Raw genomic sequence first — 23,283 nt, forward strand, 5'->3', positions numbered from 1 at the left:
GCCTCCTTCGCTCAGCGTTGCCGGGCCGGGCGCACGATCATCTCGCTGACGTCGACGTCGGCCGGCTGGTCGAGAGCGTAGGCGATGGCGTCGCCGATCGCTTTCGGTGCGATGGCGTCCTTGCGGTAGCTCCGCATGAACTCCCGCGACTGCGGATCGCTGATTGTCTCCGCCAGTTCCGAGGTGACGACGCCGGGGGAGATCGTGGTGACGCGGATCGACGGGTCGCATTCCTGCCGCAGGCCCTCGGTGATCGCCCAGGCCGCGTATTTCGTCCCGCAGTACACCGCCGCGGTCGGCGTGACCTGGTGCGCGCCGATCGACGCGACGGTCACGAAGTGGCCGCGGCCCTGGCGGGTGAAGTGCGGCAGCGCTGCGGCGATGCCGTGGAGCAGGCCCCGGACGTTGACGTCGATCATCCGGTCCCATTCCGCGACCAGCCCGGCGTCCAGCCGGGACAGCGGCATCACCCCGGCGTTCGCGATGAACGCGTCGATCTCGCCGTGGTCGCGCACCGCGCGGTCGACGAACTCGGCGACGTCGGCTCGGTCGGTCACGTCGAGGCGGCGGGCTTCGATGCCGCCGGTGCTGGCGGCGAGTTCTTCGAGCCGGTCTTCGCGGCGCGCTCCGGCGATCACGCGCCAGCCGTCCGCGGCGAGGCGGCGGGCGGTGGCTTCGCCGATGCCGCTGCTGGCACCGGTAACAAGGGCGACTTTGCTCATTCGGCTTCCTTCGGGAAATCGGCGGACAGCGTGACGTCGCGCCAGTCGTCGAACGTCGTGCGGAGGGTGTCGAGGCGGGCGGTGGCGATGTCGTAGGCCGCCTTTCCGAGAAGCAGCCGCAGCGGCGGTTCGGCCGAGGCGACGGCGTCGATCACCGCGCTCGCGGCGCGGTCCGGGTCGCCGGGCTGCTTGCCGTAGGCGGCGAGCGTCGAGGTGCGGCGCGCGCCCGCGGTGCCGGCGTAATCGTCGATGCGGATCGCGGATTCCCGCATGGACGGACCCGACCAGTTGGTGCGGAACGCGGCCGGTTCGACGATCGTGACGCCGATGCCGAGCGGGCCGACCTCGGCGGCGAGCGACTCGGTGAAGCCTTCGACGGCGAACTTGGTCGCGTGGTAGTAGCCGGTCGCGCCGAAGGCGGCCAGCCCGCCGAGCGACGAGACCGAGACGACGTGGCCGCTGTGCCGCGCCCGCATCCCGGGCAGGACCGCGCGGGTCATCGCCATCAGGCCGAAGACGTTGGCCTCGAACAACGCTCGGATCTCGGCGTCCTCGCCCTCTTCGACAGCGGCGAGGTAGCCGTAGCCGGCGTTGTTGACGAGCACGTCGATCCGGCCGAAGACGCGGTGTGCCTCGGCGACCGCATCGGTGATCTGCTGCTGGTCGGTCACGTCCAGCGCGACGGCCAGTGCGCGTCCCGGGTGCGCGGCGACGAGGTCGGCGACGCGTTCCGGATCGCGGGCCGTCACGACCGCGCGCAGGCCGCGATCGAGGACGGCCGCCGCCAGCGCGCGGCCGAGGCCGGTGGAACACCCGGTGATGAACCAGACGGGTGCGGTGTTTTCAGACATGGATCTACCCCTGGAGAAATTCGGAAATGGTGAAAAAGGATCAGCGGTTGCCCGCGGCGAGGCTCCCGAGCAGCCCCAGAGAGGCCTCCGACGGACTGCCCGGATCCGCTTGGTACACCACGAGTTGCTGGCCGGGAGCGCTGTTCACGGTCATCGATTCGTAGTGCAGGGTGAGCATTCCGACGAGCGGGTGCCGGAACCGTTTCGTCTCGTGCGTTTTCTGCCGGAGATCGTGGCGCGCCCACAACCGGCGGAAATCGGCGCTCTTGAGCGACAGCTCGCCGACCGCCTCGATCAAGAGCGGATCGTCCAGATCGGCGCCCGCCGCCGAGCGCAGCCCGCCGACGGTGTTGACCGCGACCTGCTCCCACTCCGGGTAGAAGTCCCGGGCGTCGGGGTCGAGGAACACCAGCCGCAGCAGGTCGCCGCTGTGCTCGTGCCCGGCGAACAGCGCTTCGCCGAGCAGATTGGCCGCGAGCACGGTCATGCACCGGCCGAGCACGACGGCGGGCGTCTGCGGCCACGCGTCCATCAGCTGCACCAGGCGCGAGCTGACGCGTTCCTTCGCCGGACGTCGCCTGGGCTTTTTCGGCCGGGCCAGCGAATGCAGGTGGGCGAGCGCCTCGTCGTCGAGCCGAAGCGCCCGGCCGAGCGCCTCGACGACCTGCGCCGACGGCGTGCGCTCCCGGCCCTGCTCAAGCCGCACGTAGTAGTCGGTGCTCACCCCGGCCAGCTGGGCGACCTCCTCCCGGCGCAGGCCGCTGACCCGGCGCCGGGTGTCGGCGAGCTGGTCCGCGTCCGCCGGTGCGGTGATGCCGCGCCGGGCTCGCAGGAACTCGCCGAGAAGGTTGCTGTCGCTCATAGGACCAGGCTAGATCGGCCGCGGCGGCCGCGGGGGACGCAAAGGGGGTGTGGTTCTCCCACCCTCGCGGTACCCCTCGGCGCAGTGGTTCAAACCTCTCCCGCGCCGCTGTGCCCGCCCGGACCTCGGCCGCGGAACCGGCAGGCAGACTGTTTTGACTGGTCAGCGGACCTGGCCGACCCTGCTGGGAGGACCCCACCACCGGAAAGGCGAACCATGCGCCGAATCCCGCTCCTCCTGGCAGTCGTGACCGCCGCGTCGATGGCCACCGCGCCCGCGCACGCGGCCGAAACCTGGACCACGGTGTTCGAGGACACCTTCGACGGCCCCGCCGGCACCGGTCTCGATCCCCAGAACTGGCTCTACGACAAGGGAACCGGCTACCCGGGCGGCGCGGCGAACTGGGGCACCGGCGAGATCGAAACGGCGACCGACTCGACGGACAACGTCTACCACGACGGAGCCGGGCACCTGGTGATCAAGCCGCTGCGGGACGCGAACGGCGCGTGGACGTCCGGGCGGATCGAAACCCAGCGCACCGACTTCGGCGCCCCCGAAGGCGGGCAGATGGAGATGAGCGCGACCATCCAGCAGCCCGACCCCGCGCACGGACTGGGCTACTGGCCCGCGTTCTGGGCGATGGGCGCGGACGCCCGGCCGGTCGGCGCGACGAACTGGCCGAGCATCGGCGAGCTGGACGTCATGGAGAACGTCAACGCGCTGGACAAGCATTCCAGTACGTTCCACTGTGGACAGTGGGCGGGGGAGTGCCACGATCCGGACGGGATCAGCAGCGACCTGCAGGACTGCGGCGGATGCAAGTCCGGGTACCACACGTATTCGGTGGTGGTGGACCGACGGGACGCGGCTGCGGAGGAGCTGCGGTTTTCCTTGGACGGCAAGGTAACCTTCGCGGTGAAGCAGAACCAGGTGTCTGATGCTACGTGGAAGGCGGCGGTGGACCACGGGTTCTTCGCGATCTTCGACGTGGCGATCGGCGGGTCTTATCCGAACAAAGTGTGCGGGTGCACTAGCCCGGGGGCGGACATCACGCCGGGAGCGGGGATGAGCATCGACGCGTTTTCGGTGAAGGTCAGCGGAAGCTGATCTTCGGCCACGGGTCGATCCGGACGCGGTCGCGCTGGGGTGTCGACCATGCGACGCGCTCGGCCGCGGCGGGATCGGTGAACGCGAGGACTGATTCGTCGAGGCGGATGAACGAGAGCCCGGGGCCGCACTCCTCCAGTTCGCCCGCGACGAGAAGCAGCGAACGGCCGCCGACGCGCAGGTCGACTTCGGCGAGCACGTTTTCTTCGGCGAAGACGACGACGTCCTCGACCGGGCCGGTCGGAAGTTCGGCCAGAGCCGTCCAGCGATAGATGCCGTCCCACATCTCCCGGTTCTCGAGCCGGGAATCCGGGCGGCGATGCGGCCACAACCCGAACAGGTCGTCGTCTTGGTACGTGCCGATCCGCAGCGCGCGGCCGTCGTCCAGATACGCCTGCATGCCCCACAGTTGCAGGCAGGGCACCGCCGGGTCGGTGAACTGGGGACCGCCGTCCGGGCCGTGTTCCCGCAGAGCCATCTCCGCGCCGGCCCACGACTCGATGCGCCTGCCGCGCAGCGAATCGAAATCCTGCGCCCGCTCGACCATCCACTCGGTGTATGTCACCGCGGCAGTATCCCGGAATGTCAGCCCGCGCCGGAAAGATCCGTCGTTTCCGCCAACCGCGTCACCACGTCCAGCAGCGCGGCCGGATGCGGGCCGTTCGCGCGCCACGCCACCACCGTGTGCGCGGACTCGCCTTCCAGCGGTACGAACACCACCCCGGTGCGGCGCAGGCTGTGCGCGGACCGCGCCAGTCTCGTCACTCCCACTCCGGCCGCGACCAGGCCCAGCAACCCCTGCACTGTCGCGGTGCGCTGCACAACCTGCGGAGTGAACCCGGCCGCGGCGAAGTCGTTGTCGTACTTGCGGTGCCAGGGTTCCCACGACGTGCGCGGCGTCAGCACCCACGGCTCGTCCGCGAGGTCGGCCAGGCGCAGCGACGGACGGTCGGCCAAGCGGTGGCCGGACGGGAGGACCGCGCAGACCTCTTCGGTCAGCAGGGTGTGCGTCTCCAGGCCGTCGACCAGCGGAGGGCGGGTGAAGCCAGCGTCGAAGCGGCCGCCTAGCACGCCGTTGGCCAGTTCCGCGATGGCGACTTCGGCGGTGGTGACGATCAACTCCGGAAGCTGTTCCCGGAGGGCGCGCACGACGGGTGGGAGCAGGTAATTCGCTGTGCTGGCAAGGAAAGCCAGCCGCAGGGTGCCGATCTCGCCGCGGACCGCCCGGGCGACGGTCGCCACCGCGGAGTCGGCGCGGGCGAGCACCGCGCGTGCTTCCGGCAGGAAGAGCTCGCCGATCGGCGTGAGCCGGGTGCCGCGAGCGTCGCGGTCGAAGAGTTTCGCGCCGAGTTGACGTTCCAGGACGGTGATCTGCTGCGAGAGCGACTGCTGTGCGATGTGGAGGGTCGCGGCCGCACGAGTGAAGCTCGTCGTTTCGGCGAGGGCGACGAAGTAGCGCAGCTGCCGCAGCTCAGGGGTCACAGGCTGAGACTGTAGCCCGCCAGGGAACCAGTGTTGGCGGACCCCGGCGAGCGCGGGCCACGATCGACGGGCAGACGAAAGCACTGGAGGGACTGCTCAATGACCGAGGAAACCGACGGCCGCGTCTGGCTGATCACCGGGTGCTCCAGCGGCTTCGGCCGCGAACTCGCCCAGGCCGCGCTCGCCGCGGGGGACCGGGTCCTCGCGACCGCGCGCAAGCAGGAGACGCTCGCCGACCTGCTGGACTCCGGCGGAGACCGAGTGCGCACAGCCGCGCTGGACGTCACCGATCCGGCGCAGATCGACGCCGCGGTGCGGACCGCGCTGGACGAGTTCGGCCGGATCGACGTGCTGGTCAACAACGCCGGGCACGGGTCGGTCGGCGCGGTGGAAGAACTGACGCTGCCGGAGCTGCGCGCGGTGCTGGAGGTGATGTTCTTCGGCGCGGTCGCGATGACCAAGGCCGTCGTCCCGCTGCTGCGGGAACAGGGGAGCGGCACGATCGTGCAGATGAGTTCGATGGGCGGATTGCTCGCCCCGCCCGCGTTCGGGGCCTACTGTGCGGCGAAATTCGCGCTGGAGGCCGTTTCCGAGGCGCTCGCGGCGGAGGTCGCGCCGTTGGGGGTCAAGGTGCTGATCGTGGAGCCGGGCGCGTTCCGGACGTCGTTCGGCGGCGCGGCGATGCACCGGTCCCGGACGATCGACGCCTACGCCGAATCGACCGCCGCCACCCGCGCCGCGATCGAGGGGATGGACGGGACGCAGCCCGGTGACCCAGCGAAAGCGGCGGCGGCGATTCTCCGCGCCGTGGACGCGCCGGACGCACCGCTTCGGCTCGCGCTCGGCGGCGACGCGGTGGACGCGATTCGCGGCAAAATCGCGGCCCTGACCAAGGATCTCGACTCGTGGGAGGCGGTGAGCCGGGCGACCGCGCTGGACTGAGGGCTGGTGGCCGCCTCCCGCGTGGAGAGGCGGCCACCAGCGCGGATCACGGATAATTCGGGACGTTGACCGGCTTGGTGCCGTCCGGAGTGACGTCGCCGGTGTCGTTCACGACGTGGGTGATCGTGCCGCGGTGGTTCAACGACACCGTGAGCAGGCTGTGCAGCTTCACCCCGCCGTTCTGCGGCACCTCGAACGCGTGATAGCTCGAAACCGCCGGGTTGGTGTCGAAGAAGCAATAGCTGCCCAGGCCCCACGCCTCGTGCGACGTCACGTCCGGGCCGACCTTGTACGCGGCGTACCCGGCGGTGCCGGGCGCGGAATTCCACGAAGCCTGATCCGGGACGTCGTAGGGCATTTCGTTCTGGAAGAAGATCGTCTTGCCGTTCTGGCCGTTCCACACGACCTGGAACTTCTGGTAATGCTCCACGAACAGCCCGGTCGCGGTCACGTTGTCGCCGTTGACGAGCACGCCGGTGTCGGCGGTGTTCGTGGTCCAGCCGACCGTGCCGCCGTTGCCGTGGTCGGCGCGCCACGCCCAGACGTGGTCGACGATCGTGTTATCACTGTTCACTACCAGGCTGTTGGTCGCTTTGCCCGCCAGGTCGCCGCCGACGCGGAAGAACACGTCTTGCAGCGAAGTCGGATTCGCCGCGTGGCTCGTGTGCTGGCCGGGGTCGCCGACGGTCAGCAGAGCTTGCGAATTCTGGGTCCCCGCGTCGAACAGCAGGCCCTTCATCCGCACACCGTCCACATCGGACACGTGCATCGCGTCGACGCCGTTGTCCGGGATCAGCGTCGGGTAGCCGATGCCGAGCACGGTCGTGCCCGGGCGGGTCACGTTCAGCGTCTGGTCGAGGTGGTAGGTGCCGGGGGTGAAGAACAGGTTGCAGCCGGAGTCGAGGGAGCTGTTGATGCTCTCCGCGGTGTCGCCGGGCTTGACGACGCGGAACTGGCTCATCGGCACGGAATCGCCGGAGGTGCCGCCGTTCGCCCAGCTCGGCCCGGACGCGTTCGTACGCAGCGACGGCAGGAACACCCGGTAGTTGCCACCGTCGTCCACGTACAGGTACGGCACGTCGCGCGACACCGGCGTGGTGTCGAGCGTGGTTTCCGGCGGGTTCGGGAACGAGTTGGCGGGCGCGCCGGTGGTCCCGGAGAAGACCATGTTCCACACGCCGCCGTCCCAGCTGCCCAGCGCCGAATCCCGCGTGTACCACTGCTGTTGCGATACCGAGGCGGCCTGGCCGGACACCCGGGTGTCGGCGACGTAGCCACCGCTCGCGTAGCCGTAGCTGGCCGGGAACAGCTGCAGCCCGCCCTTGATGTCCATGCGGCGGAACGGAGCGGCCTGCGACACCGCCCAGCGGTCGCTGCCGCTGGAAGGCGTGACGGCCATGTTCTCCGCCGAACGCCAGAAGTTCTGCAAGGCGGAGCCCTGATCGGACGGATTGAAGGCGTCCACGGTGATGTCGCCGTTGATCTGGACGTCGTCCGGATTCTGGCCGAGGCCCGCGACGGAGGTGTAGAAGCCGACGTTGTCGTGCACCGCGTAGGTACCCGGTTTGAACAGGTGCGCGACGCGGCCCGGGCCGAACTGCGCGGTCTGGGTGTCCTTCTGCGCCTCGAAGTCCTTGTCCAGCTGGGCCTGGATCGTCGCGGAAGGCATTCCCGGGTCGAAAATGTGCACGTTCGGCCCGAAATCCGGCTGATCCGAGCCGGTGCAGCCAGCCTGCCCGGACGCTGGGGCCGCGGCGGCGGGGACGGCGAGCCCGGCCGCGGCGAGCAGGGTCAGCGCCATCAGTGCAGGTCCGCGGGATCGGGACGGCCGTCCGGGTGGTCGAGAAGCGCGGTTCATGTGGGGACACCTCCGCGGTAGGGAATTTACCCACCAGTTTGTGGTCGGCCACAACAAATTAAACGCCCCGCTCGGCGCCGCCGGTCACAACTCGGTCACGGTTGTCTGGACCACTCGCGATTCCGGCTATCGGAATTCCGTTCACGTCCGGGTGACCCAGCCTGCCTCGCGCCGCGTTGTGTTCCACGATGACCTTGGACCTGCCGCCGTGAAGATCGGAGTCTCGGTGACCCGGACAGCAACGGACAACACCTGGCGGTTCGGCTTCGCCGCCGTCGCGTCGGCTCTCGCGATGGCCTGCGGCGTCGCGACCGCCGGCCCCGCCGCGGCCGCGGACTACTCGAAGGCCGCCGAAAACGTGGCCGGTTCCCAAATCCTCCGGCACGAGGGCGTGCGAAGCGGTAGCCCGCGGCTCGACCCGTCGACCGGGCAGACCCTCGGCCACGACGTGAGCGGGCACCAGGGCGCGGTGGACTGGGGCCAGGCCGCCGGCGCGGGCGCCCGGTTCGCCTACGTCAAGGCCACCGAGGGCACCGGATTCGTGAGTCCGCAGTTCGACCAGCAGTACAACGGCGCGCACGACGCGGGCCTGATCCGCGGCGCCTACCATTTCGCCCGCCCGGACGTCTCCAGCGGCGCGGAACAAGCCGACTACTTCATCGCCCACGGCGGCGCGTGGCATGGCGACGGCACGACGCTGCCGGGCGCGCTGGACATCGAATACAACCCGTACGGCGACGCCTGCTACGGCAAGAGCCAGGCCGACATGACCGCGTGGATCGCCGACTTCACCCACCGTTACCTGGCGAAACAGCGGCGCAGCGCGATCATCTACACCTCGACGTCGTGGTGGAAGCTCTGCACCGGCAACGCGGGCGGATTCGGCGACACCAACCCGCTGTGGCTCGCCCGGTACGCCCCGGAGATCGGCGAACTCCCGGCGGGCTGGGACAAGCAGAGCATCTGGCAGTTCTCGCGCACCGGCAGCCTGCCCGGCGACCAGAACTACTACAACGGGCCGATGAACCGCGTGGAGGCGCTCGCCAGGGGAGGCGGTTCGTCGGCGTGATTGCCGGAAAGCCGTACCGGAGGGGGTCCGGTCGTAGTTGGATCGCCGGGTGACCTTCGCGATCGGACTCTTCGACCTCTTCGCCTACGCCGTTCCCGGCGCCCTGCACCTGGCGGTCCTGGCCTATCTCGCCGGACGGCTGCACTGGATCGACCTGGTCGCCGTCGCCCGCGGGCCGGGAGTGCTGCTGGTGATCGGCGTCGCGGTGGCCAGCTATCTGCTCGGGTACCTGGCTTATCCGCTGGGCGCGCGGATGTCGAGGTGGCTGCCGCGGCGGCGGAAGCGGAACGCGCGCGAGGAGTTCCTGCGGCGGAACCCGTCGGCGCGCGGGTGCGCGTTCGTCGATGCGGACTCGTTCCTGCTGCTTTCTGCGCTGCAGCTGCACGACGCCGACGGGGCGATGGAGGCGACCCGGCTGCGCACCGCCGGGCTGATGCTGCGCAACTCCAGCCCGGCGATGGTGTTCGGGTTCGTGGCGTCGGTGGTGGAGCTGATCGTCGGGTCGCATTGGGTGTTCGCGGCGTGCGCCGCGGTGCTGTTCGCGGTGGCGTGCCCGGCGTTGGTCGCGCAGGGGCGGCTGCTGTCGCATTGGGCGAGTGTGAAGACGCTGGAGCTGAGTTACTGGGTGCCGGAGGTGGAGGAGACGTTGGCAGCTCGGCAGAAGACGGAGTGACCGCCCCGCGGCGTTCTCCCTGACCTGTGCGGAGGTTCGTGAGGGGAACCCTGACGGAATCAGATTCCCTCAGGGTTCCCCTCACGGATCTCTAGGGCGTGCTGCTGCTGACCCGCCCCCGGAACCGCGCAGCCAGCGCCGCGATCGGAGACCGGCGTCCCCGCAAGGGGACCTCGCCGGAAGTGATGTCCGCCAGCAAGGTAGCCACCGTTTCCCGGGCGCAGGTCCGGTTCGCGCCGATCCCGCCGGACGGGCCGCGCTTGATCCAGCCCACCACGTACGCGCCGGTGCGGCCCTCGACCCGGCCCGCGGTGTTCGGGATCGTTCCGGCCGCCTCGTCGAAGGGGAGACCGGGCACCGGGCGGCCCCGGTAGCCGACCGCGCGGACAACCTGGCCCGCGGCGATCTCGACGGGACCGGAAGGTCCGTCGACCCGCAGCCCGCGCACCTGCCGGTCGCCGGTGATCTCCAGCGGCGCGGAGTGGAACCGCAGCACGATCCGTCGTGGGCCGTCCGCAGGAGGGGCCGTCCAGTCGACCGTTTCGCGGGCCAAGTCCTTCAACAGCGCGGCTTTTCCATCGCCAGCGTCGATCGCGGCGGCGGTGCGCGGGTCTTCGGTGTCGACGACGAGCGGGACGTTCTCCCGCTGGGCCAGCGCGATCAGCTCGGGCGAGGTGTAGGCGGCGTCTTCCGGACCGCGCCGAGCGAGCAGGACGACCTCGCGGATCTTGCTGGAGCGCAACCGTTCCAGCGCATGCGGGGCGATGGTCGTGCCGGAGAGATCGTCGGGATCGGCAGTGAGGATCCGGGCCACGTCCAGTGCGACGTTGCCGGTGCCGATCAGCACCACCCGTTCCGCGGAGAGATCGACCGCGTGGGCGGGGACGTCGGGATGGCCGTTGTACCAGGCGACCACCGTCGTCGCGGCGAGGCTGCCGGGGAGGTCTTCGCCAGCCAGACCGAGAGCGCGTGCGGAGGAAGCGCCGACTGCATAGATCACGGCGTCGTGCCGCTCGGCCAGCTCGTCGACGGTCACGTGGCGGCCGACTTCGACGCCGAGCTTCAGCTTCAACCGCGGGTGGTTGTGGAACCGCGAGAAGGTTTCGCCGATTCGCTTCGTGTCCGGGTGGTCGGGGGCGACGCCGAAGCGCACGAGACCGCCCGCGACCGGAAGCCGGTCGATCAGCGTGACGCGCGCGTTGGTGTGCAGCAACAGGTCTTCCACCGCGTACATCCCGGCCGGGCCGGTGCCGACGACGGCCACGTCCGCGGGCTCGAGGTCGCTCGGGATGTCCCGGTCGAACGTCGGCGGGCCCCACCGGTGGAAGTTCGGCGCGGGGTTCGCGGCGACCTGCGGGCGGTCGGCGAAGAAGTCCGCGTTGATCCCGGCGTAGACCTTCATCGAATCGGTCAGCAGGTCCACCGGGAAGATCGCGTCGACCGGGCACGCGTCGGCGCACGCGCCGCAGTCGATGCAGGACGCCGGGTCGACGTAGAGCATCTCGGTGGTGCCGAAGTCCGGCTCGTCCGGCGTCGGATGGATGCAGTTGACCGGGCAGACCGACACGCACGTCGCGTCGTTGCAGCAGGTCTGGGTGATCGCGAAGGCCATGTCAGATCAGATTCGCCCGCTTGTAGAACACCAGCGCCGGCTTCGTGAGCAGCCCGCACGAGCCGAGGAACTCCATCAGCCCGGCACAGCTCGACCGCATCATCGACTTGTGGTGCTCGTTGGCCTTCGCCTCGCGCAGCGCGCGCTCGGCGTCCAGTCCCGCGTTCTTGTACACGTCGCGGTTGACCATGCTGCTGACGATGAAGTACGACGCGATCGCGATGACCAGCGCGTTGAACTGACGGCGCACGGCTCCCGCGCCCTCCAGCTGCTCGCGCGTTTCCTCACGAGCGAACTTCATGTGCCGCGACTCTTCGACGACGTGGATGTTGTTGATGGTGCGCACGAACGGGACCACGCGCTCGTCGCGCATCCAGTCGCGCTGCATCACGTCGAGAACCTCTTCGGCGACCAGGATCGCCGCGTACGCCGCTTCGCCGCCGGCCACGGCCTTGAAGACCCGGCCCAGTTCGACGGCCAGCTTGCGCGGCCGGTACGGGGGAGCGCCGAGCTTCTGCGCGCCGCGGGCGAACATGATCGAGTGGCGGCATTCGTCGGCGATCTCGGTGAGCGCCCACTGGAACGCCGGGTCGGTCGGGTCCTTGGCGTAGAAATCGCGCAGCACCATCTGCTGCAGGATCATCTCGAACCAGATGCCGGTGCTCGCGACCGACGCCGCCTCCTGGCGGGTCAGCTCCTTCTGCTGCTCCGGGGTCATCTCGGCCCAGTAGCTCGTGCCGTAGAGCGTGCTCCACTCCGGGCTGGCCCCGTGGAAGTCCTTGTCCAGCGGGGTTTCCCAGTCGACCTCGGTCGCCGGGTCGTAGGACAGGGTCGCGGAGGAGTCGAGCAGCCGCTGCGCGGTCTCGTGCCGGCCGGACGGGGCTGCTTCCGGTGCTTGTCGCACGTCTGCGCTGGTCATTCGGTCCTCCCTGAGCGTCATCGATCTAGGCGTTACCGCGATTCACTGTTACCTAAGGTAACACCTATCTGGCCGCATCGCGAGAGGGGCGGGCGAACCGCGCGCCGCCCGTTCGGGCGGTCGGGCCGGGAAAGGCCCGCTGAACTGGCAGGATGAGCCGCGAATGTCTTCCTGACCTCGGAGGAACCGCCGTCGTGACGCAACCGCCGCAACCCGGACAGCCGCCCTACCCCGGAACGGAACCGCAGCAGTACTCGCCGTTGCCGCCCGCTTACGGCGGGCAAGCCCCGTACAGCGGCCAGTTCGCGACACAGCCTCCGATGCCGCAGCCGCCAGCGCCGCAGACCGCGTACTTCGGCGCGACCGCCGTCGCAGCGGCGACTCTGGCGTCGGTCATCGGCCTAGTCGCCACGATCGGCTTCGTCGTGGCCGTGGTCCGGATGATCGCCAATCCGTCGTCGTCCAGGCTGCTGTCCAACGGAATCGTCGGCGCCGCGGACCTGGCGATCGCGGCCCTGACCGTCGCCGGTGCGATCGGCCTGTTCAAACGCTCTTCGGCGGGCCGGGTCTGCGTGCTGGTCGGCAGCAGTCTGGCGGTGCTCGACATCGTTGTCTTCATGATCGTCAGCATCGGTTCCAGCTTCGTCCGGAAGAGCGCGCCTACGACGCTGCAGATGACGTTCCCGAGCGGCTTCCTCTGGCTGATCGTCCCGGTCGCCGCTCTGGTGCTGGCGGCGCATCGCGCGACCGGCGCGTGGCTGCGGCCGAAAACCCCGCTGCCGCCGTACCACCCCGGCTGGTGACCGGGCGGGAAGAAATCCTCCGCACCCCGCGGCTGCGGCTGACCACCTGGCTGCCCGACGATCTGGACGACCTCGCCGCACTGCACGCCGACCGTGAAGTCATGCAGCACATGACGACCGGTCCGCAGACTCGCGCGGCAACCCGCGAGCGGCTGGAAAGCTTCATCGCTGAACACCGGACGCGAGGCTGGTCGAAGTGGCGGGTTGAAGGAGCCTCGGGATTTCTCGGCCGGGCAGGGTTCGGTCTCGCCCATCGCAGCGGGCATCGGGAAGTCGGCTATCTGCTGGCGCGCGCGGCGTGGGGTGCGGGCTTGGCCACGGAGTTGACGCAGGCGTTGCGGCAGTGGCACGAAGACCACCCGGAACCCGATCTCGCGCCCGAATTGCGGGCGTATGTGCTGCCGGGGAATTCGGCTAGTCGCCGGGTGCTCGAGAAAGCGGGTTTCCGGGCGGTCGGCGAGGAGGACGGCCAGCTCGTGTTCGAGTCAGGCCGTCCCTGAGCGCAGCCGGGGCAACACCGCCAACCACAGCAAAACAGTCGCGACCCCGTACGCCACCGTCATGGTCAAGCTCATCGACAGCGGAGTAGTCCCGCCCAGCGACACCAGCGGCGCGACGATCGGGCCGATCGCGAACGAGGACGTCCCGAGCAGCGCCGCCGCCGTTCCGGCGCGCTGGCCGTGGTTGGCCAACGCGAGCGCGTTGCCGTTCGCCTGGGTGGTCCCGCCCGCGAACATCAACAGTGCCAACGGGATCAGCAACGCCGCCAGTCCCGCACCGAACAGCACCGCGCCCAGCATCGTCAAAGCCGCGGCCGCGGTGAAGGTCGTGCCCAGCACGTACATCCGGACCGGTCCGGCTCGCCGCACCGCCGCGCGGTTCACCTGCGCGCCCAGCACCGACATCACCGCGTTCGCCGCAAAGCAGGCGCTGAACAGTTGGGGCGACAACGAAAAGCCGTCTTGCAGCACGAAGCTGATCGACGCCAGGTAGGTGAAGAACGCCGCTCCGCCGCAGGTGCTCACGAGCAGGAAACCCAGGAACAGCGGGTCTTTCAGCAGTATCCGGAACTCGCCGCGACCCTTGCGCGGATGTCGGGCCTCGGGCGGCAGGCTCTCCGGCAGCGCGGTCGCGGCGACAATCAGCAGCGCCGCTCCGATCCCGGCCAGCACGCCGAAGATGCCGCGCCACCCGATGACGGCCGCCAGCTGCCCGCCGGCCACCGGGGCGACGATGGGGGCCAGCGCGCCGACGGTGGTCAGCAATGCCAGCAGCCGCACCAATTCGACACCCTCGGCGAGGTCTCGGGCGACAGCCAGCGACAGCACGATTCCGGCCGAACCGCACAACCCCTGGAGGAACCTCGCCGCGAGCAGCACCTCGATCGACGGCGCGAACGCGCACACCACCGAGAGCACGGTGAACAGCCCGATCCCGGCCAGCAGCGGACGCCGCCTGCCGAACCGGTCGCTCAGCGGGCCCACGACGAGCTGGCCGAAGGCGAGCCCGAGCATGCACACCGACATGGTCGCCTGCGCGAGGCTCTGCCCGGCCCGGAGATCGTCGGCGAGCCGGGGCAGAGCCGGCAGGTAGAGGTCCATCGAAATCGGCCCGAAGACCTCCAGCAGCCCCAGCACGACCGCCATCCGCAACGCGCCCGGGCGTCTTTTCGGCAGCACCGGCTCGGCCAGGCCCGCTTCCGGTTGGAGTGGCTTCATCCGGCGCGCAGAATCCGGCGCAGCCACGAAATCCTGGTCGCGACCGCCGACCGGGAGACCTCCGCGTCGGGAGAGAAACCGGCGAACCCGTGGTAGCCGCCGGCCCAGACGTGCAGTTCGGCCTGTCCGCCGGTCGCCCAGATCCGCAGCGCGTACTCGGTCGTCTCGTCGCGGAAGATCTCCGCGGCCCCGACGTCCAGGTACGCGGGCGGCAAGCCGGACAGATCGGCCATTCGCGCCGGGACCGCGTACGGCGAGGCAGCGTCGGTGCCGCGTGCCGGACCGAGCAGAGCGTCCCAGCCGGTGTCGTTGTTGTTGCGGTCCCAGGCGCCGATTCCGTCGTACTGCCGGGTCGACACCGATTCGTTGCGATCGTCCAGCATGGGACAGGCGAGCAGCTGACCGGCGATGGCGGGGCCGTTGCGGTCCCGGGCCAGCAGCGCGACGCCCGCGGCCAGGCCACCGCCCGCGCTCGCGCCGGTGACGACGATGCGCGACGGGTCGATGCCGAGTTCCCCGGCGTGTTCGACTGTCCACAAGAGACCGGCGTAGCAGTCCTCGACGGCGGCCGGGGCCGGGTTTTCCGGAGCCAGCCGGTATTCCACCGAGATGCCGACCGCGCCGAACCGGAGCACGTCGTCGACCAGGCCGTCCAGTCCGAAGAACCGGTTGCCCAGCACCATTCCGCCGCCGTGGATGCTGTACAGCGCGGGCGCGTCCGAGACCCCGGCGGCGGGCCGGACGACGGTGAGCACGATGTCCGGTGCGCCCTCGGGGCCGGGGACGGTGTGCTCGGCCAGCTCGACCGGACGGTCGCCGACGATCTGCTCGGCAGGCGGGATGATCGTCGCGAAATGCGCGCGGTTGGCCAGGATCGTGTCCGCGCGCAGCGGGATCCGTTCGACCAGGTCGAGGAACGCGGCGAGGCCGGGCTCCAGTTCCGGGTCGTACGGCACCGGAGGGACGCTCATTTGCCCGCCTTCCCGAAGATCCGGCGCAGCCACGAGTTCCGGGTTTCGAGAGCGGCCTTGCTGATCGGCCAGTCCGGCACGTACATGTCGAAGCCGTGGAAGGCACCGGCCCAGACGTGCAGTTCGGCCTGTCCGCCGGTCGCCCAGATCCGCAGCGCGTACTCGGTGTCCTCGTCCCGGAACGGCTCCGCGCTGCCGACCTCGATGAACGCGGGCGGCAGGCCGGACAGATCGGTCGCGCGCGCCGGGGCGGCGTAGGGGGAGACGTCGTCGGTGCCGACCGCGTCGCCCAGCAGAGACTTCCAGCCGGCGAGGTTCGATTCCCGCGTCCACGTGCCCAGGCCGGGGTACTGCTGGCTGGCGATCGTCGTGTTGCGGTCGTCGATCATCGGGCACAGCAGCAGCTGTCCGGCGATGGCCGGGCCGCTGCGGTCCCGGGCCAGCAGTGCGACCGCCGCGGCGAGACCACCGCCCGCGCTGCCGCCCATCACCACGACGCGCGCCGGATCGACGCCGAGTTCGTCGGCGTGCTCGACTGTCCACACCAGACCGGCGTAGCAGTCCTCGACCGGCGCGGGATGCGGGTGTTCGGGCGCGAGCCGGTATTCGACGTTCACCGCGACGACGTTCAACTCCAGCACCAATGCCAGCAGTCGACCGACATCCATGTTGCGGTGGCCGACCATCATGCCGCCGCCGTGGATGTTGTAGAGCACCGGCAGCGCACCGTCGCTCTCGTGCGGCGACAGGATGGTGATTTCCAGGTCCGGCGCGCCTTCCGGGCCGGGGATGGTCTGCTCGACGACGGTCACCGGAGCGTCGCCGACGACCTCCGCGGCGGGCGGGAACATCTCGGCCATCGCGCGGCGCAGGCCGGGGATCGTCTCGGGAGTGAACGGCGGCGCGTCGGCCGGGACGATCTCGGCGAGCGCGGGCTCGATCTCCGGGTCGAACGGAACGGGGGGATAGGTCAAGGCAGCCTCCTGGGGCAGGGCGGGCGAGGTGCGCGGTGGCGCGAGGTGCGGCGGGTGCGTTCTGTGAGGGGAACCCTCAGGGACTCTGATTCCCTCAGGGTTCCCCTCACGGACGTTCAGGGACCTTCGGGATCGACGGCGTCGCGGTCGGCCCAGAACGGCTCCACCAGCGCGCGGATCTGCTCGGCGCCGACCTTCTCGACCAGGTCGACCGCGGCGAGGTTGTCCTCCAGCTGCTCCATCCGGGTCGCGCCGAAGAGCGTCGTGACGTTCGCCGGATGCGTCAGCGTGAACGCGACCGCGAGCCGCGCGGCGCTGGTGCCGAGTTCCTCCGCGGCCTTCACGACCTTGGGCGCGTCGCGGACGATCCGCTTGCGCACATCGCCGGGGTCGCGGCCGATTTCGCGGGTCAGCTTGGTGCGCCCGGCGAGGATGCCGCCTTCGAGGACGTCGGAGGCCTGCATGACGAAACCGTCGGCGAACAGCCGGGCGAACGGCTCGCCGTCCGGGATCGACCGGCGGCCGATGCTGTATTTCAGCTGCGCGATCTGCGGACCCGGCACCTGCAGCGCTTCGGCGATTTCCCGCAGCCGCGCGATGTTCCCGGCCGACCAGTTGTTGACGCCCCACGCGCGGATCAGCCCGGAGCGGGCGAGCCCGGCGAGGTCTTCGACCAGGTCCTCCAGCGCGACGTCGTCGCGGCGCAGGTCGCCGAGGATCACCAGATCGGCGACGTCGAAACCGCCGCGCAGGAACGCGTTTTCCAGCTGCGGGCGGAATCCCTGGTCGCCGAAGCCTTCGATCCACAGTTTCGCTGAGACCAGATAGTCTTCGCGCGGGATGCGCGCCGCGCGGACGATCGCGCTCCAGAGCACGTCGGTGAACACCGGCGGATGGCCGGGCATGCCGTAGACGCCGACGTCGAACAGGTTCACGCCGGCCTCGACCGCGGCGCGGACCATCGCCACCGCGTCGGCGAAATCCATCCGGTCGTAGGTGTGCCACGAACCGAGCGACAGCAGCGAAACGTCCAAACCGGACGTGCCGACCTTGCGGCGGGGCAAGGGCGAGGATGCGGACACGAGACCTCCTTGGCTCGTAAGGGAAACGCTCGGACGGAAATCAGGGAAGGCGGGGATCGACGACGGCCTTCGTCTCGTCGAGGCGATGCATGGCCTCGATCCGCTCGCTCGCGCCGGACAGGCCGACCGGGCTGCCGAACAGGCGGTCCCACGGCATCCGGGCGGCGAAAGTTCCGAAGAACTCGATCGCGTGGTGGTAGTCGGCGATGTCGCCGTTGAGCGAACCGACGACAGTCAGCTCCTTGCCCATCACCGCGCCCAGCGGGACCGGCGTCGGCTCCGGTCCGGTGCTGCCGACGATCACCACCCGGCCGCGCTGCGCCGCCATCGCGACCGCCTCGCGGCCGATCGACGGCGCACCGGCGAAGTCCAGCACGAGATCGCCGCCGCGACCGCCGGTCAGGTCGGCGACGCGCTCGACGATCGCGTCCGAACCTCCGCCGACCTCGACCACCTCGTCGGCGCCGAACTCCTTCGCCAGCTCCAGCCGCGACGCCGGAGCGCCGACGGTGATGACGCTGCCCGCCCCGCTCAGGTGCGCGACCGCCGTCGCGAACAGGCCCAGCGCGCCGGATCCCTGGACCACCACGCGAGATCCGGGCCGGACGCCGCCGACGCGGTCGAACGCGCGCAGCACGGTTTTCGCCGCGCAGCCGGCCATCGCGGCCCAGGTGTCGGGCACTTCGGCGGGCAGCAGCAGTTTCGCCGCACCGGGGACGACGTAGGCGTATTCGCAGAGACCGGCGGTCGCGAACGGAGCGACGTCGGAGCGCTGCAGGAATCCGTACCCGCGCCGCGAACACGCGACCGGTTCGCGCAGCACGGTGCAGCCGTAACACTCGCCGCAGGTGGATTCCGACCAGCCGATCCGCGCCCCGACGGCGATCTCGCGGCCGAGCGCGTCGCGCGTGTCCGGTCCGGCCGCCACGACCTCGCCGACCATTTCGTGGCCCAGCACCATCGGCAGCATGCCCGGGAAACTCATCTTCCCGGACCAGATCTCCACGTCCGTGCCGCACAGCGTCGCGCACGAGACGCGGACCAGCGCCGCGCCGGCTTCGAGCTCGGCGGGCAGCGGGAGTTCGGTCAGCTCCAGCGGCGCGCCGTGCTCGGTCAGCACCGCGGCGCGGGTGGAAGTCGGGACGGTCATGGGAAACCTTTCCGGGGACTGGCGGGCCCTGCGAGGCCGTGTGATGGGTTAGTCTACGGACGTCGACAAAAATGTCGAGTCCCCGAATCCCCTCCAGGAGCGCCTGTGCCGACCTCAGTTGCGGATCTCGTCTTGCGGGCAGCGGCGGTGCACACCATGGCCGGTGCCGCGCCCGCGACCGCGCTGGCCGTGCGGGACGGACGCGTGCTGCGCGCCGGCACCGACGCCGAACTGCGGGAGCTGATCGGTCCCGGCACGAAGGTGCTCGACCTCGGCGACCGCGCGGTGCTGCCGGGCATCAACGACGCACACCTGCACGGTGCCTGGCTCGGCGCGCTGTGGCCGGACACGCTGTTCTCGGACGACGGCGCGCCCGGCCCCGGGCCGGAAAAGCCGTTGCGCACTGCCGCCGAACGCCGGGCGGCCATCCTCCGCGCGGGCGAAATCCTTGCCGCACTGGGCATTACGAGCTACACCGAACCCGGACTCGGCCCGGGGGAGGACAACGGGCACATCGGCGCGTTCGGGATGTCCGTGGTCGAGCAGTACCGGGAACTGGCCGCGGAAGGCCTGCTGCGAGCGCGGGTGACCGCGCTGTGGCTGTACGGCGAACTCGACGGCCCGAGCACGTTCGACGGCTTCCGCGCCGGACTGGCCACAGTGGACGGACCCGGCCCGGACCCGCGCCGGCTCAACTTCCGCGGGGTGAAGATCTTCGCCGACGGCATCCCGCCGATGCGCTCGGCCTACACCCACCACTGCTACGCCGACGGCAGCCACGCCCACCTGCTCGTCGGCGGCGCGGACGATCCGGAGCGCGAGGAGAACTTCACCCGGATGGTCCGCACCGCGCACGAGGCCGGGTTGCAGGTCGGCGTGCACGCGACCGGCGACCGGGCGATCGAGCTGATGTTGGACGCCGTGGAGCAGGCCCGGGAGGACCGCGACGTCGACCTCGGGCACTACGTCATCCACGGCGACCTGGTGAACGCGACGCAGCTGAAGCGGATGGCCCGGCTGGGGGTCGGGCTGTCCGCCCAGGCCGGGATCGCGATACGGACCGCCGGGGTGGTCGACGCGGCGCTGGGACCGGGCAGTTCGGCGGCCGCGTGGCCGCTGCGGGAGGCGCTGGACGCCGGGATCCCGCTGTGCCTGACGTCCGACGCGCCGGTGCTGCCGCCGGACTGGCGCAAGGAAATCGCCGCGGCGGACCAGTGGATGGGCCCGGCCGAGGACGTGCGGAAACGGATGGAAACCCTGCTCCGCTGCTACACCGTCCATCCGGCACAGCAGGACGGTGCGGCGTCGTGGAAGGGCACGCTCGCCCCCGGCATGGCGGCCGATTTGTGCGTGCTGTCCGCGGACCCGTTCGGAGTGACCCCCGCCGAACTGCCCGAGCTGGACGTCGACCTGACTGTCCTAGATGGACAGATCGTGTTCGACCGCTCGGCCCTCGCCTGACGTCCGTGAGGGGAGCCCTGATTCCCTCACGGGTTCCCCTCACGGACGGCTGGCTCAGGTGAGCAGCTGGCCGCCGTCCACCGGGAGGCTCGTGCCGGTGATATGGGCGGCGGCCGGGCTCGCCAGGAACAGCACCGCCGCGGCGACGTCCTCGACCGACGCCATCCGGCCGTCCGGGATCCGTGCGACCCAGGCGTCGTGCGCGGGCGAACCGGGCGGCATCGCGGCGGCGAGCATCGGCGTCGCGACCGGGCCGGGCGCGATCGCGTTCACCCGGATTTGGTGCTCCGCCAGTTCGATCGCTGCCCAGCGGGTCAACGCGTCGACCGCCGCCTTGCTGCTTTCGTAACCGCCCATTCCGGGCGTCGGCTGCCGTCCGCCGATCGAGGACAGGTTCACCACGACGCCCGGCTCACTGTGTCCAGCCGCCCGGCGGGCGACCATGCGCCGGGCGACCAGCTGGGTCATCAGGAACGTGCCGTGCACATTGGTCGAGAGAATCCGCAGCAGGTCCGCGCCGGGCAGGTCCAGCAGCCTGCCGTGAACGCTGAGCAGACCGGCGTTGTTGACCAGGACGTCGATCTCCCCGACCTCATCGAGTGCCGCGGAGATCGCGGACTCGTCGGTGATGTCGAGTCGGATTCCGCGCCCGCCAAGGGGTTTGGCGGCTTCTTCGGCGCCGTCGAGGTCGGCGAGCGCCACCGAATCGCCGGCCTGGGCGAAAGCGGAACCGATGGCGCGGCCGATGCCGCCGGCACCTCCGGTGATCAGCACGGTACGGGCAGCGGGCATCGTCGTTTCCTTTCGCCGGGAGCGGGGTTCGCGGGCTTATAGTATACAAGCGTAGAAAATAAATCCCTTGAATCGCAGGAGGAATCGTGGCGACGGATCGACCTGGACTGGGCCCGGCGTTCCCGCGCGTGCCGGCGTTGTCGCTCGGCTCGTGGAACACCTGGGACCGGATGGAGTTCGGCGACGCCGTGGCGCTGATCGCCCGCGCGGCCGAACTGGGGCACGCCTTCTTCGACGTCGCGCACTACGACATGGGACCGCACGCCGAGGGTTCGGAGACCGACCGGATCTTCGGCCGCGCGGTGCGCGAGGCGGGTCTCGCTCGCGAAGAGTGGCTCTACTGCGGGAAACTCTGGCTCTGGGACTACCCGAATGTCGGCTTCGCGCAGCAGATGAACACCTCGCTGGAACGCGTCGGCGTCGAGTCGGCCGACCTGGTCGTGGTCGGCGACTACTTCGGCGAAATCGACCTCGAACGGGTCGTCGCGGAGGTCGCCGAGCAGATGGATGCTGGCCGGTTCCGCGCGTGGGGCGTGAACAATTGGCGCATTGACGATCTGCGCACGGCTTTTGCCATTGCGCGCGAACGTGATCTGCCGCCGCCGGTTTTCGCGCAGCTCAAGTACGGGCTCGCACGCCGCTCGATGGCTGAAGGCGAGTTCTACGCGCCGCTGTTCGCTTCCGGTGAGCTGACGCTGCAGGCGTCGGACATTTTCGAAGGCGGGCTGCTGGTCGGAAACTTGAAGCCCAGCCGCAAGATCGGGGCGGACGTCGGCGGCATCCGGGAAAAAATCGCCGCCGCCTGGCCGACGGCGCGGAAGATCGCCGACGAGCTGGACGCGTCGCCCGCGCAGCTGGGAATCGCCTTCTGCCTGGCCAATCCCGCGACCGCGAACGTCCTCGTCGGCGTATCGCGGCAGGCCCAGCTGGAGGACAACGCGGGCGCGCTCGCCTTGCTCGACCGCGTCGGCGCGGACCGGATTCGCGAGCTGACCAAGCAGTTGTGGCTCGATCGCGAAGTCGCCGCCGACGGAACCTGGTGAAAGGGCTGGTGTTTTTTGTCGACGTGCGTAGACTAAAGCTCCCCGGGATGCCCGGAGAGGCATCCCCGACGCCGTGAGGAGCCGCCACATGACGAAACCAGCGCCGGACCGCATCGTCGACATCGCCATCGGGTACATGGGCGCGAAGCAGTTGTTCGCCGCCTCGCGGATCGGCTTGTTCCGCGCGCTCGCCGACGGTCCGCGCACGGTTCCGGAACTCGCCGCGGCCACCGGAACCGGCGAGCAGCTGACCCGGATCCTCGCCGACGCGATGAACGCGCGCGGCCTGCTGGATCGCGCCGACGGCCGGTACGAACTGGCCGAGGACGCGAAGGAGTACCTGGGCGGGAACGGTGCTACGGATCTGGCACCGTTCCTGACCTTCCTCAACGAAATCAGCTACGGTCACTGGCTTCAGTTCGACACCACTGTGGACAGTGGCAAACCCGGCGACCTCCAGATGGACGAGGGCCGCTGGGCGACGTTCATGGCGGGCGTGATGCGCTACAACGCGCTGCACGCGTCGATGCTCGCGCGCGCTTTCGATTTCTCGCCCTACCGCCGCCTGCTCGATCTGGGCGGATTGTCGCCGGAATTCGCGATCGGGGCGTTGCGGGCGAATCCCGCACTGACCGCTCGATTCGTTTTCGGACCCGAGTCCACGCAAGGGATCACCGACGCGGTGAATGCGGCCGGCTGCGCGGATCGCACGAGCATCGACCCCGCGCCCACCGAATCCGCGGAACCGGGCGGAGAACACGATCTGGTGATGGTGAACCACGTCGTGCACCGGTTCACCGCGGAGCGGAACCGGAAAATCCTGGCCAGCGCGCGCGCCGCGGCCGCGGACGGCGCGACGTTGCTGCTGCTGGACTTCTTCCTCGACGACGCCGAACGGCAGCGGCCGATCGACGCGCTGCACGCGGGGGAGTACTTCGTGATCGACGGAACCGTCGTCTATCCGGAGGCGGAAGTCCGCGAATGGCTGGACAGTGCAGGATGGCGCGTATGCGATGTTCTCGCGCTGCCCGGAAGCCCTCGCGTTCTGGTCGCCGACGCCGTCTGAAAACACCCCGTCCGGCCGGAGATAACAAACGCGTCCGGCCCGTTGATTTTTTAGCCGACAATCGTAGACTATCCCGCACCACGGCGAGCCGGGCCGCATTCGCAGGCACGCCGTTCCCGGCGGGGC

At 70.0% G+C, this 23,283-nt stretch carries 23 protein-coding genes; 9 read left to right on the forward strand and 14 right to left on the reverse strand.

Annotated features, from left to right (window positions below):
• Positions 1-11: 11 nt before the first annotated feature.
• From ACZ63D_RS23865 to ACZ63D_RS23875, 3 genes are read right to left on the reverse strand one after another with little or no spacing between them, the layout of a single operon-like run.
• The gene (locus tag ACZ63D_RS23865; protein ID WP_465356545.1) at positions 12-722 is read right to left on the reverse strand and encodes an SDR family oxidoreductase; all 711 of its coding nucleotides are present in this window, start codon (positions 720-722) and stop codon (positions 12-14) included.
• Complete coding sequence (locus ACZ63D_RS23870; RefSeq protein ID WP_465356546.1) at positions 719-1,573, reverse strand: oxidoreductase; 855 nt, start codon at positions 1,571-1,573, stop codon at positions 719-721. The genes ACZ63D_RS23865 and ACZ63D_RS23870 overlap by 4 nt, the downstream gene beginning before the upstream one ends.
• A gap of 40 nt (positions 1,574-1,613) precedes the next feature.
• Complete coding sequence (locus ACZ63D_RS23875) at positions 1,614-2,435, reverse strand: helix-turn-helix transcriptional regulator (RefSeq protein ID WP_465356547.1); 822 nt, start codon at positions 2,433-2,435, stop codon at positions 1,614-1,616.
• A 216-nt stretch (positions 2,436-2,651) separates the two neighbouring features.
• Between ACZ63D_RS23875 and ACZ63D_RS23880 the strand changes: the two genes are divergently transcribed.
• Positions 2,652-3,542, forward strand: a complete 891-nt coding sequence (locus ACZ63D_RS23880) for a glycoside hydrolase family 16 protein (protein ID WP_465356548.1) — start codon at positions 2,652-2,654, stop codon at positions 3,540-3,542.
• Here ACZ63D_RS23880 and ACZ63D_RS23885 read toward each other — a convergent pair.
• Entirely contained in the window at positions 3,529-4,107 is a 579-nt protein-coding gene (locus ACZ63D_RS23885; protein WP_465356549.1) for a hypothetical protein, read from the reverse strand. The genes ACZ63D_RS23880 and ACZ63D_RS23885 overlap by 14 nt on opposite strands.
• Positions 4,108-4,127: 20 nt before the next feature.
• The gene (locus tag ACZ63D_RS23890) at positions 4,128-5,024 is read right to left on the reverse strand and encodes a LysR family transcriptional regulator (protein WP_465356550.1); all 897 of its coding nucleotides are present in this window, start codon (positions 5,022-5,024) and stop codon (positions 4,128-4,130) included.
• 99 nt (positions 5,025-5,123) lie between these two features.
• Between ACZ63D_RS23890 and ACZ63D_RS23895 the strand changes: the two genes are divergently transcribed.
• The gene (locus ACZ63D_RS23895; protein WP_465356551.1) at positions 5,124-5,966 is read left to right on the forward strand and encodes an oxidoreductase; all 843 of its coding nucleotides are present in this window, start codon (positions 5,124-5,126) and stop codon (positions 5,964-5,966) included.
• A gap of 46 nt (positions 5,967-6,012) precedes the next feature.
• On the opposite strand, the gene ACZ63D_RS23900 is transcribed toward ACZ63D_RS23895, so the two are convergent.
• On the reverse strand, positions 6,013-7,767 hold the full coding sequence (locus ACZ63D_RS23900) for a hypothetical protein (RefSeq protein WP_465356552.1): 1,755 nt from the start codon (positions 7,765-7,767) through the stop codon (positions 6,013-6,015).
• Positions 7,768-8,116: 349 nt separating this feature from the next.
• Between ACZ63D_RS23900 and ACZ63D_RS23905 the strand changes: the two genes are divergently transcribed.
• Positions 8,117-8,893, forward strand: a complete 777-nt coding sequence (locus ACZ63D_RS23905) for a lysozyme (RefSeq protein WP_465356994.1) — start codon at positions 8,117-8,119, stop codon at positions 8,891-8,893.
• A 49-nt stretch (positions 8,894-8,942) separates the two neighbouring features.
• On the forward strand, positions 8,943-9,566 hold the full coding sequence (locus ACZ63D_RS23910; protein ID WP_465356553.1) for a hypothetical protein: 624 nt from the start codon (positions 8,943-8,945) through the stop codon (positions 9,564-9,566).
• A gap of 91 nt (positions 9,567-9,657) precedes the next feature.
• Here the strand turns inward: ACZ63D_RS23910 and ACZ63D_RS23915 are convergent, their stop codons facing one another.
• Positions 9,658-11,178, reverse strand: coding sequence for an FAD-dependent oxidoreductase (locus ACZ63D_RS23915; RefSeq protein ID WP_465356554.1), 1,521 nt, complete (start codon positions 11,176-11,178; stop codon positions 9,658-9,660).
• Between the two features lies 1 nt (position 11,179).
• Positions 11,180-12,097, reverse strand: coding sequence for an AurF N-oxygenase family protein (locus tag ACZ63D_RS23920; protein WP_465356555.1), 918 nt, complete (start codon positions 12,095-12,097; stop codon positions 11,180-11,182).
• Between the two features lie 194 nt (positions 12,098-12,291).
• Here ACZ63D_RS23920 and ACZ63D_RS23925 point away from each other — a divergent pair, with 194 nt between their 5' ends.
• A complete protein-coding gene (locus ACZ63D_RS23925; protein WP_465356556.1) occupies positions 12,292-12,900 on the forward strand; it encodes a hypothetical protein in 609 nt (202 codons plus the stop codon).
• Positions 12,897-13,400: a GNAT family N-acetyltransferase gene (locus ACZ63D_RS23930; RefSeq protein WP_465356557.1), complete on the forward strand. Its 504-nt coding sequence runs from the start codon at positions 12,897-12,899 to the stop codon at positions 13,398-13,400. The genes ACZ63D_RS23925 and ACZ63D_RS23930 overlap by 4 nt, the downstream gene beginning before the upstream one ends.
• Here ACZ63D_RS23930 and ACZ63D_RS23935 read toward each other — a convergent pair.
• The 5 genes from ACZ63D_RS23935 to ACZ63D_RS23955 all read right to left on the reverse strand — a co-directional run bounded on the left by ACZ63D_RS23935 (position 13,386) and on the right by ACZ63D_RS23955 (position 18,795).
• Positions 13,386-14,618: a multidrug effflux MFS transporter gene (locus ACZ63D_RS23935; protein ID WP_465356558.1), complete on the reverse strand. Its 1,233-nt coding sequence runs from the start codon at positions 14,616-14,618 to the stop codon at positions 13,386-13,388. The genes ACZ63D_RS23930 and ACZ63D_RS23935 overlap by 15 nt on opposite strands.
• Complete coding sequence (locus ACZ63D_RS23940; RefSeq protein WP_465356559.1) at positions 14,615-15,589, reverse strand: alpha/beta hydrolase; 975 nt, start codon at positions 15,587-15,589, stop codon at positions 14,615-14,617. The genes ACZ63D_RS23935 and ACZ63D_RS23940 overlap by 4 nt, the downstream gene beginning before the upstream one ends.
• On the reverse strand, positions 15,586-16,563 hold the full coding sequence (locus ACZ63D_RS23945) for an alpha/beta hydrolase (protein WP_465356560.1): 978 nt from the start codon (positions 16,561-16,563) through the stop codon (positions 15,586-15,588). The genes ACZ63D_RS23940 and ACZ63D_RS23945 overlap by 4 nt, the downstream gene beginning before the upstream one ends.
• A gap of 116 nt (positions 16,564-16,679) precedes the next feature.
• The gene (locus ACZ63D_RS23950) at positions 16,680-17,645 is read right to left on the reverse strand and encodes an aldo/keto reductase (protein ID WP_465356561.1); all 966 of its coding nucleotides are present in this window, start codon (positions 17,643-17,645) and stop codon (positions 16,680-16,682) included.
• Positions 17,646-17,685: 40 nt separating this feature from the next.
• Positions 17,686-18,795: a zinc-binding dehydrogenase gene (locus ACZ63D_RS23955; RefSeq protein WP_465356562.1), complete on the reverse strand. Its 1,110-nt coding sequence runs from the start codon at positions 18,793-18,795 to the stop codon at positions 17,686-17,688.
• A 105-nt stretch (positions 18,796-18,900) separates the two neighbouring features.
• Here ACZ63D_RS23955 and ACZ63D_RS23960 point away from each other — a divergent pair, with 105 nt between their 5' ends.
• Positions 18,901-20,256 (forward strand): amidohydrolase, encoded by a 1,356-nt coding sequence (locus ACZ63D_RS23960; RefSeq protein WP_465356563.1) that lies wholly within the window; start codon positions 18,901-18,903, stop codon positions 20,254-20,256.
• Positions 20,257-20,310: 54 nt separating this feature from the next.
• Here the strand turns inward: ACZ63D_RS23960 and ACZ63D_RS23965 are convergent, their stop codons facing one another.
• Positions 20,311-21,048 carry an SDR family NAD(P)-dependent oxidoreductase gene (locus tag ACZ63D_RS23965; protein ID WP_465356564.1) on the reverse strand — a complete coding sequence of 246 codons (738 nt, stop codon included), beginning with the start codon at positions 21,046-21,048 and terminating at the stop codon, positions 20,311-20,313.
• Positions 21,049-21,134: 86 nt separating this feature from the next.
• Between ACZ63D_RS23965 and ACZ63D_RS23970 the strand changes: the two genes are divergently transcribed.
• Both ACZ63D_RS23970 and ACZ63D_RS23975 read left to right on the forward strand, forming a co-directional pair.
• Positions 21,135-22,091, forward strand: a complete 957-nt coding sequence (locus ACZ63D_RS23970) for an aldo/keto reductase (protein ID WP_465356565.1) — start codon at positions 21,135-21,137, stop codon at positions 22,089-22,091.
• An 88-nt stretch (positions 22,092-22,179) separates the two neighbouring features.
• The gene (locus tag ACZ63D_RS23975) at positions 22,180-23,157 is read left to right on the forward strand and encodes a methyltransferase family protein (RefSeq protein WP_465356566.1); all 978 of its coding nucleotides are present in this window, start codon (positions 22,180-22,182) and stop codon (positions 23,155-23,157) included.
• Positions 23,158-23,283 lie beyond the last annotated feature (126 nt).

It is taken from the genome of Amycolatopsis sp. NPDC104775, assembly GCF_055583325.1.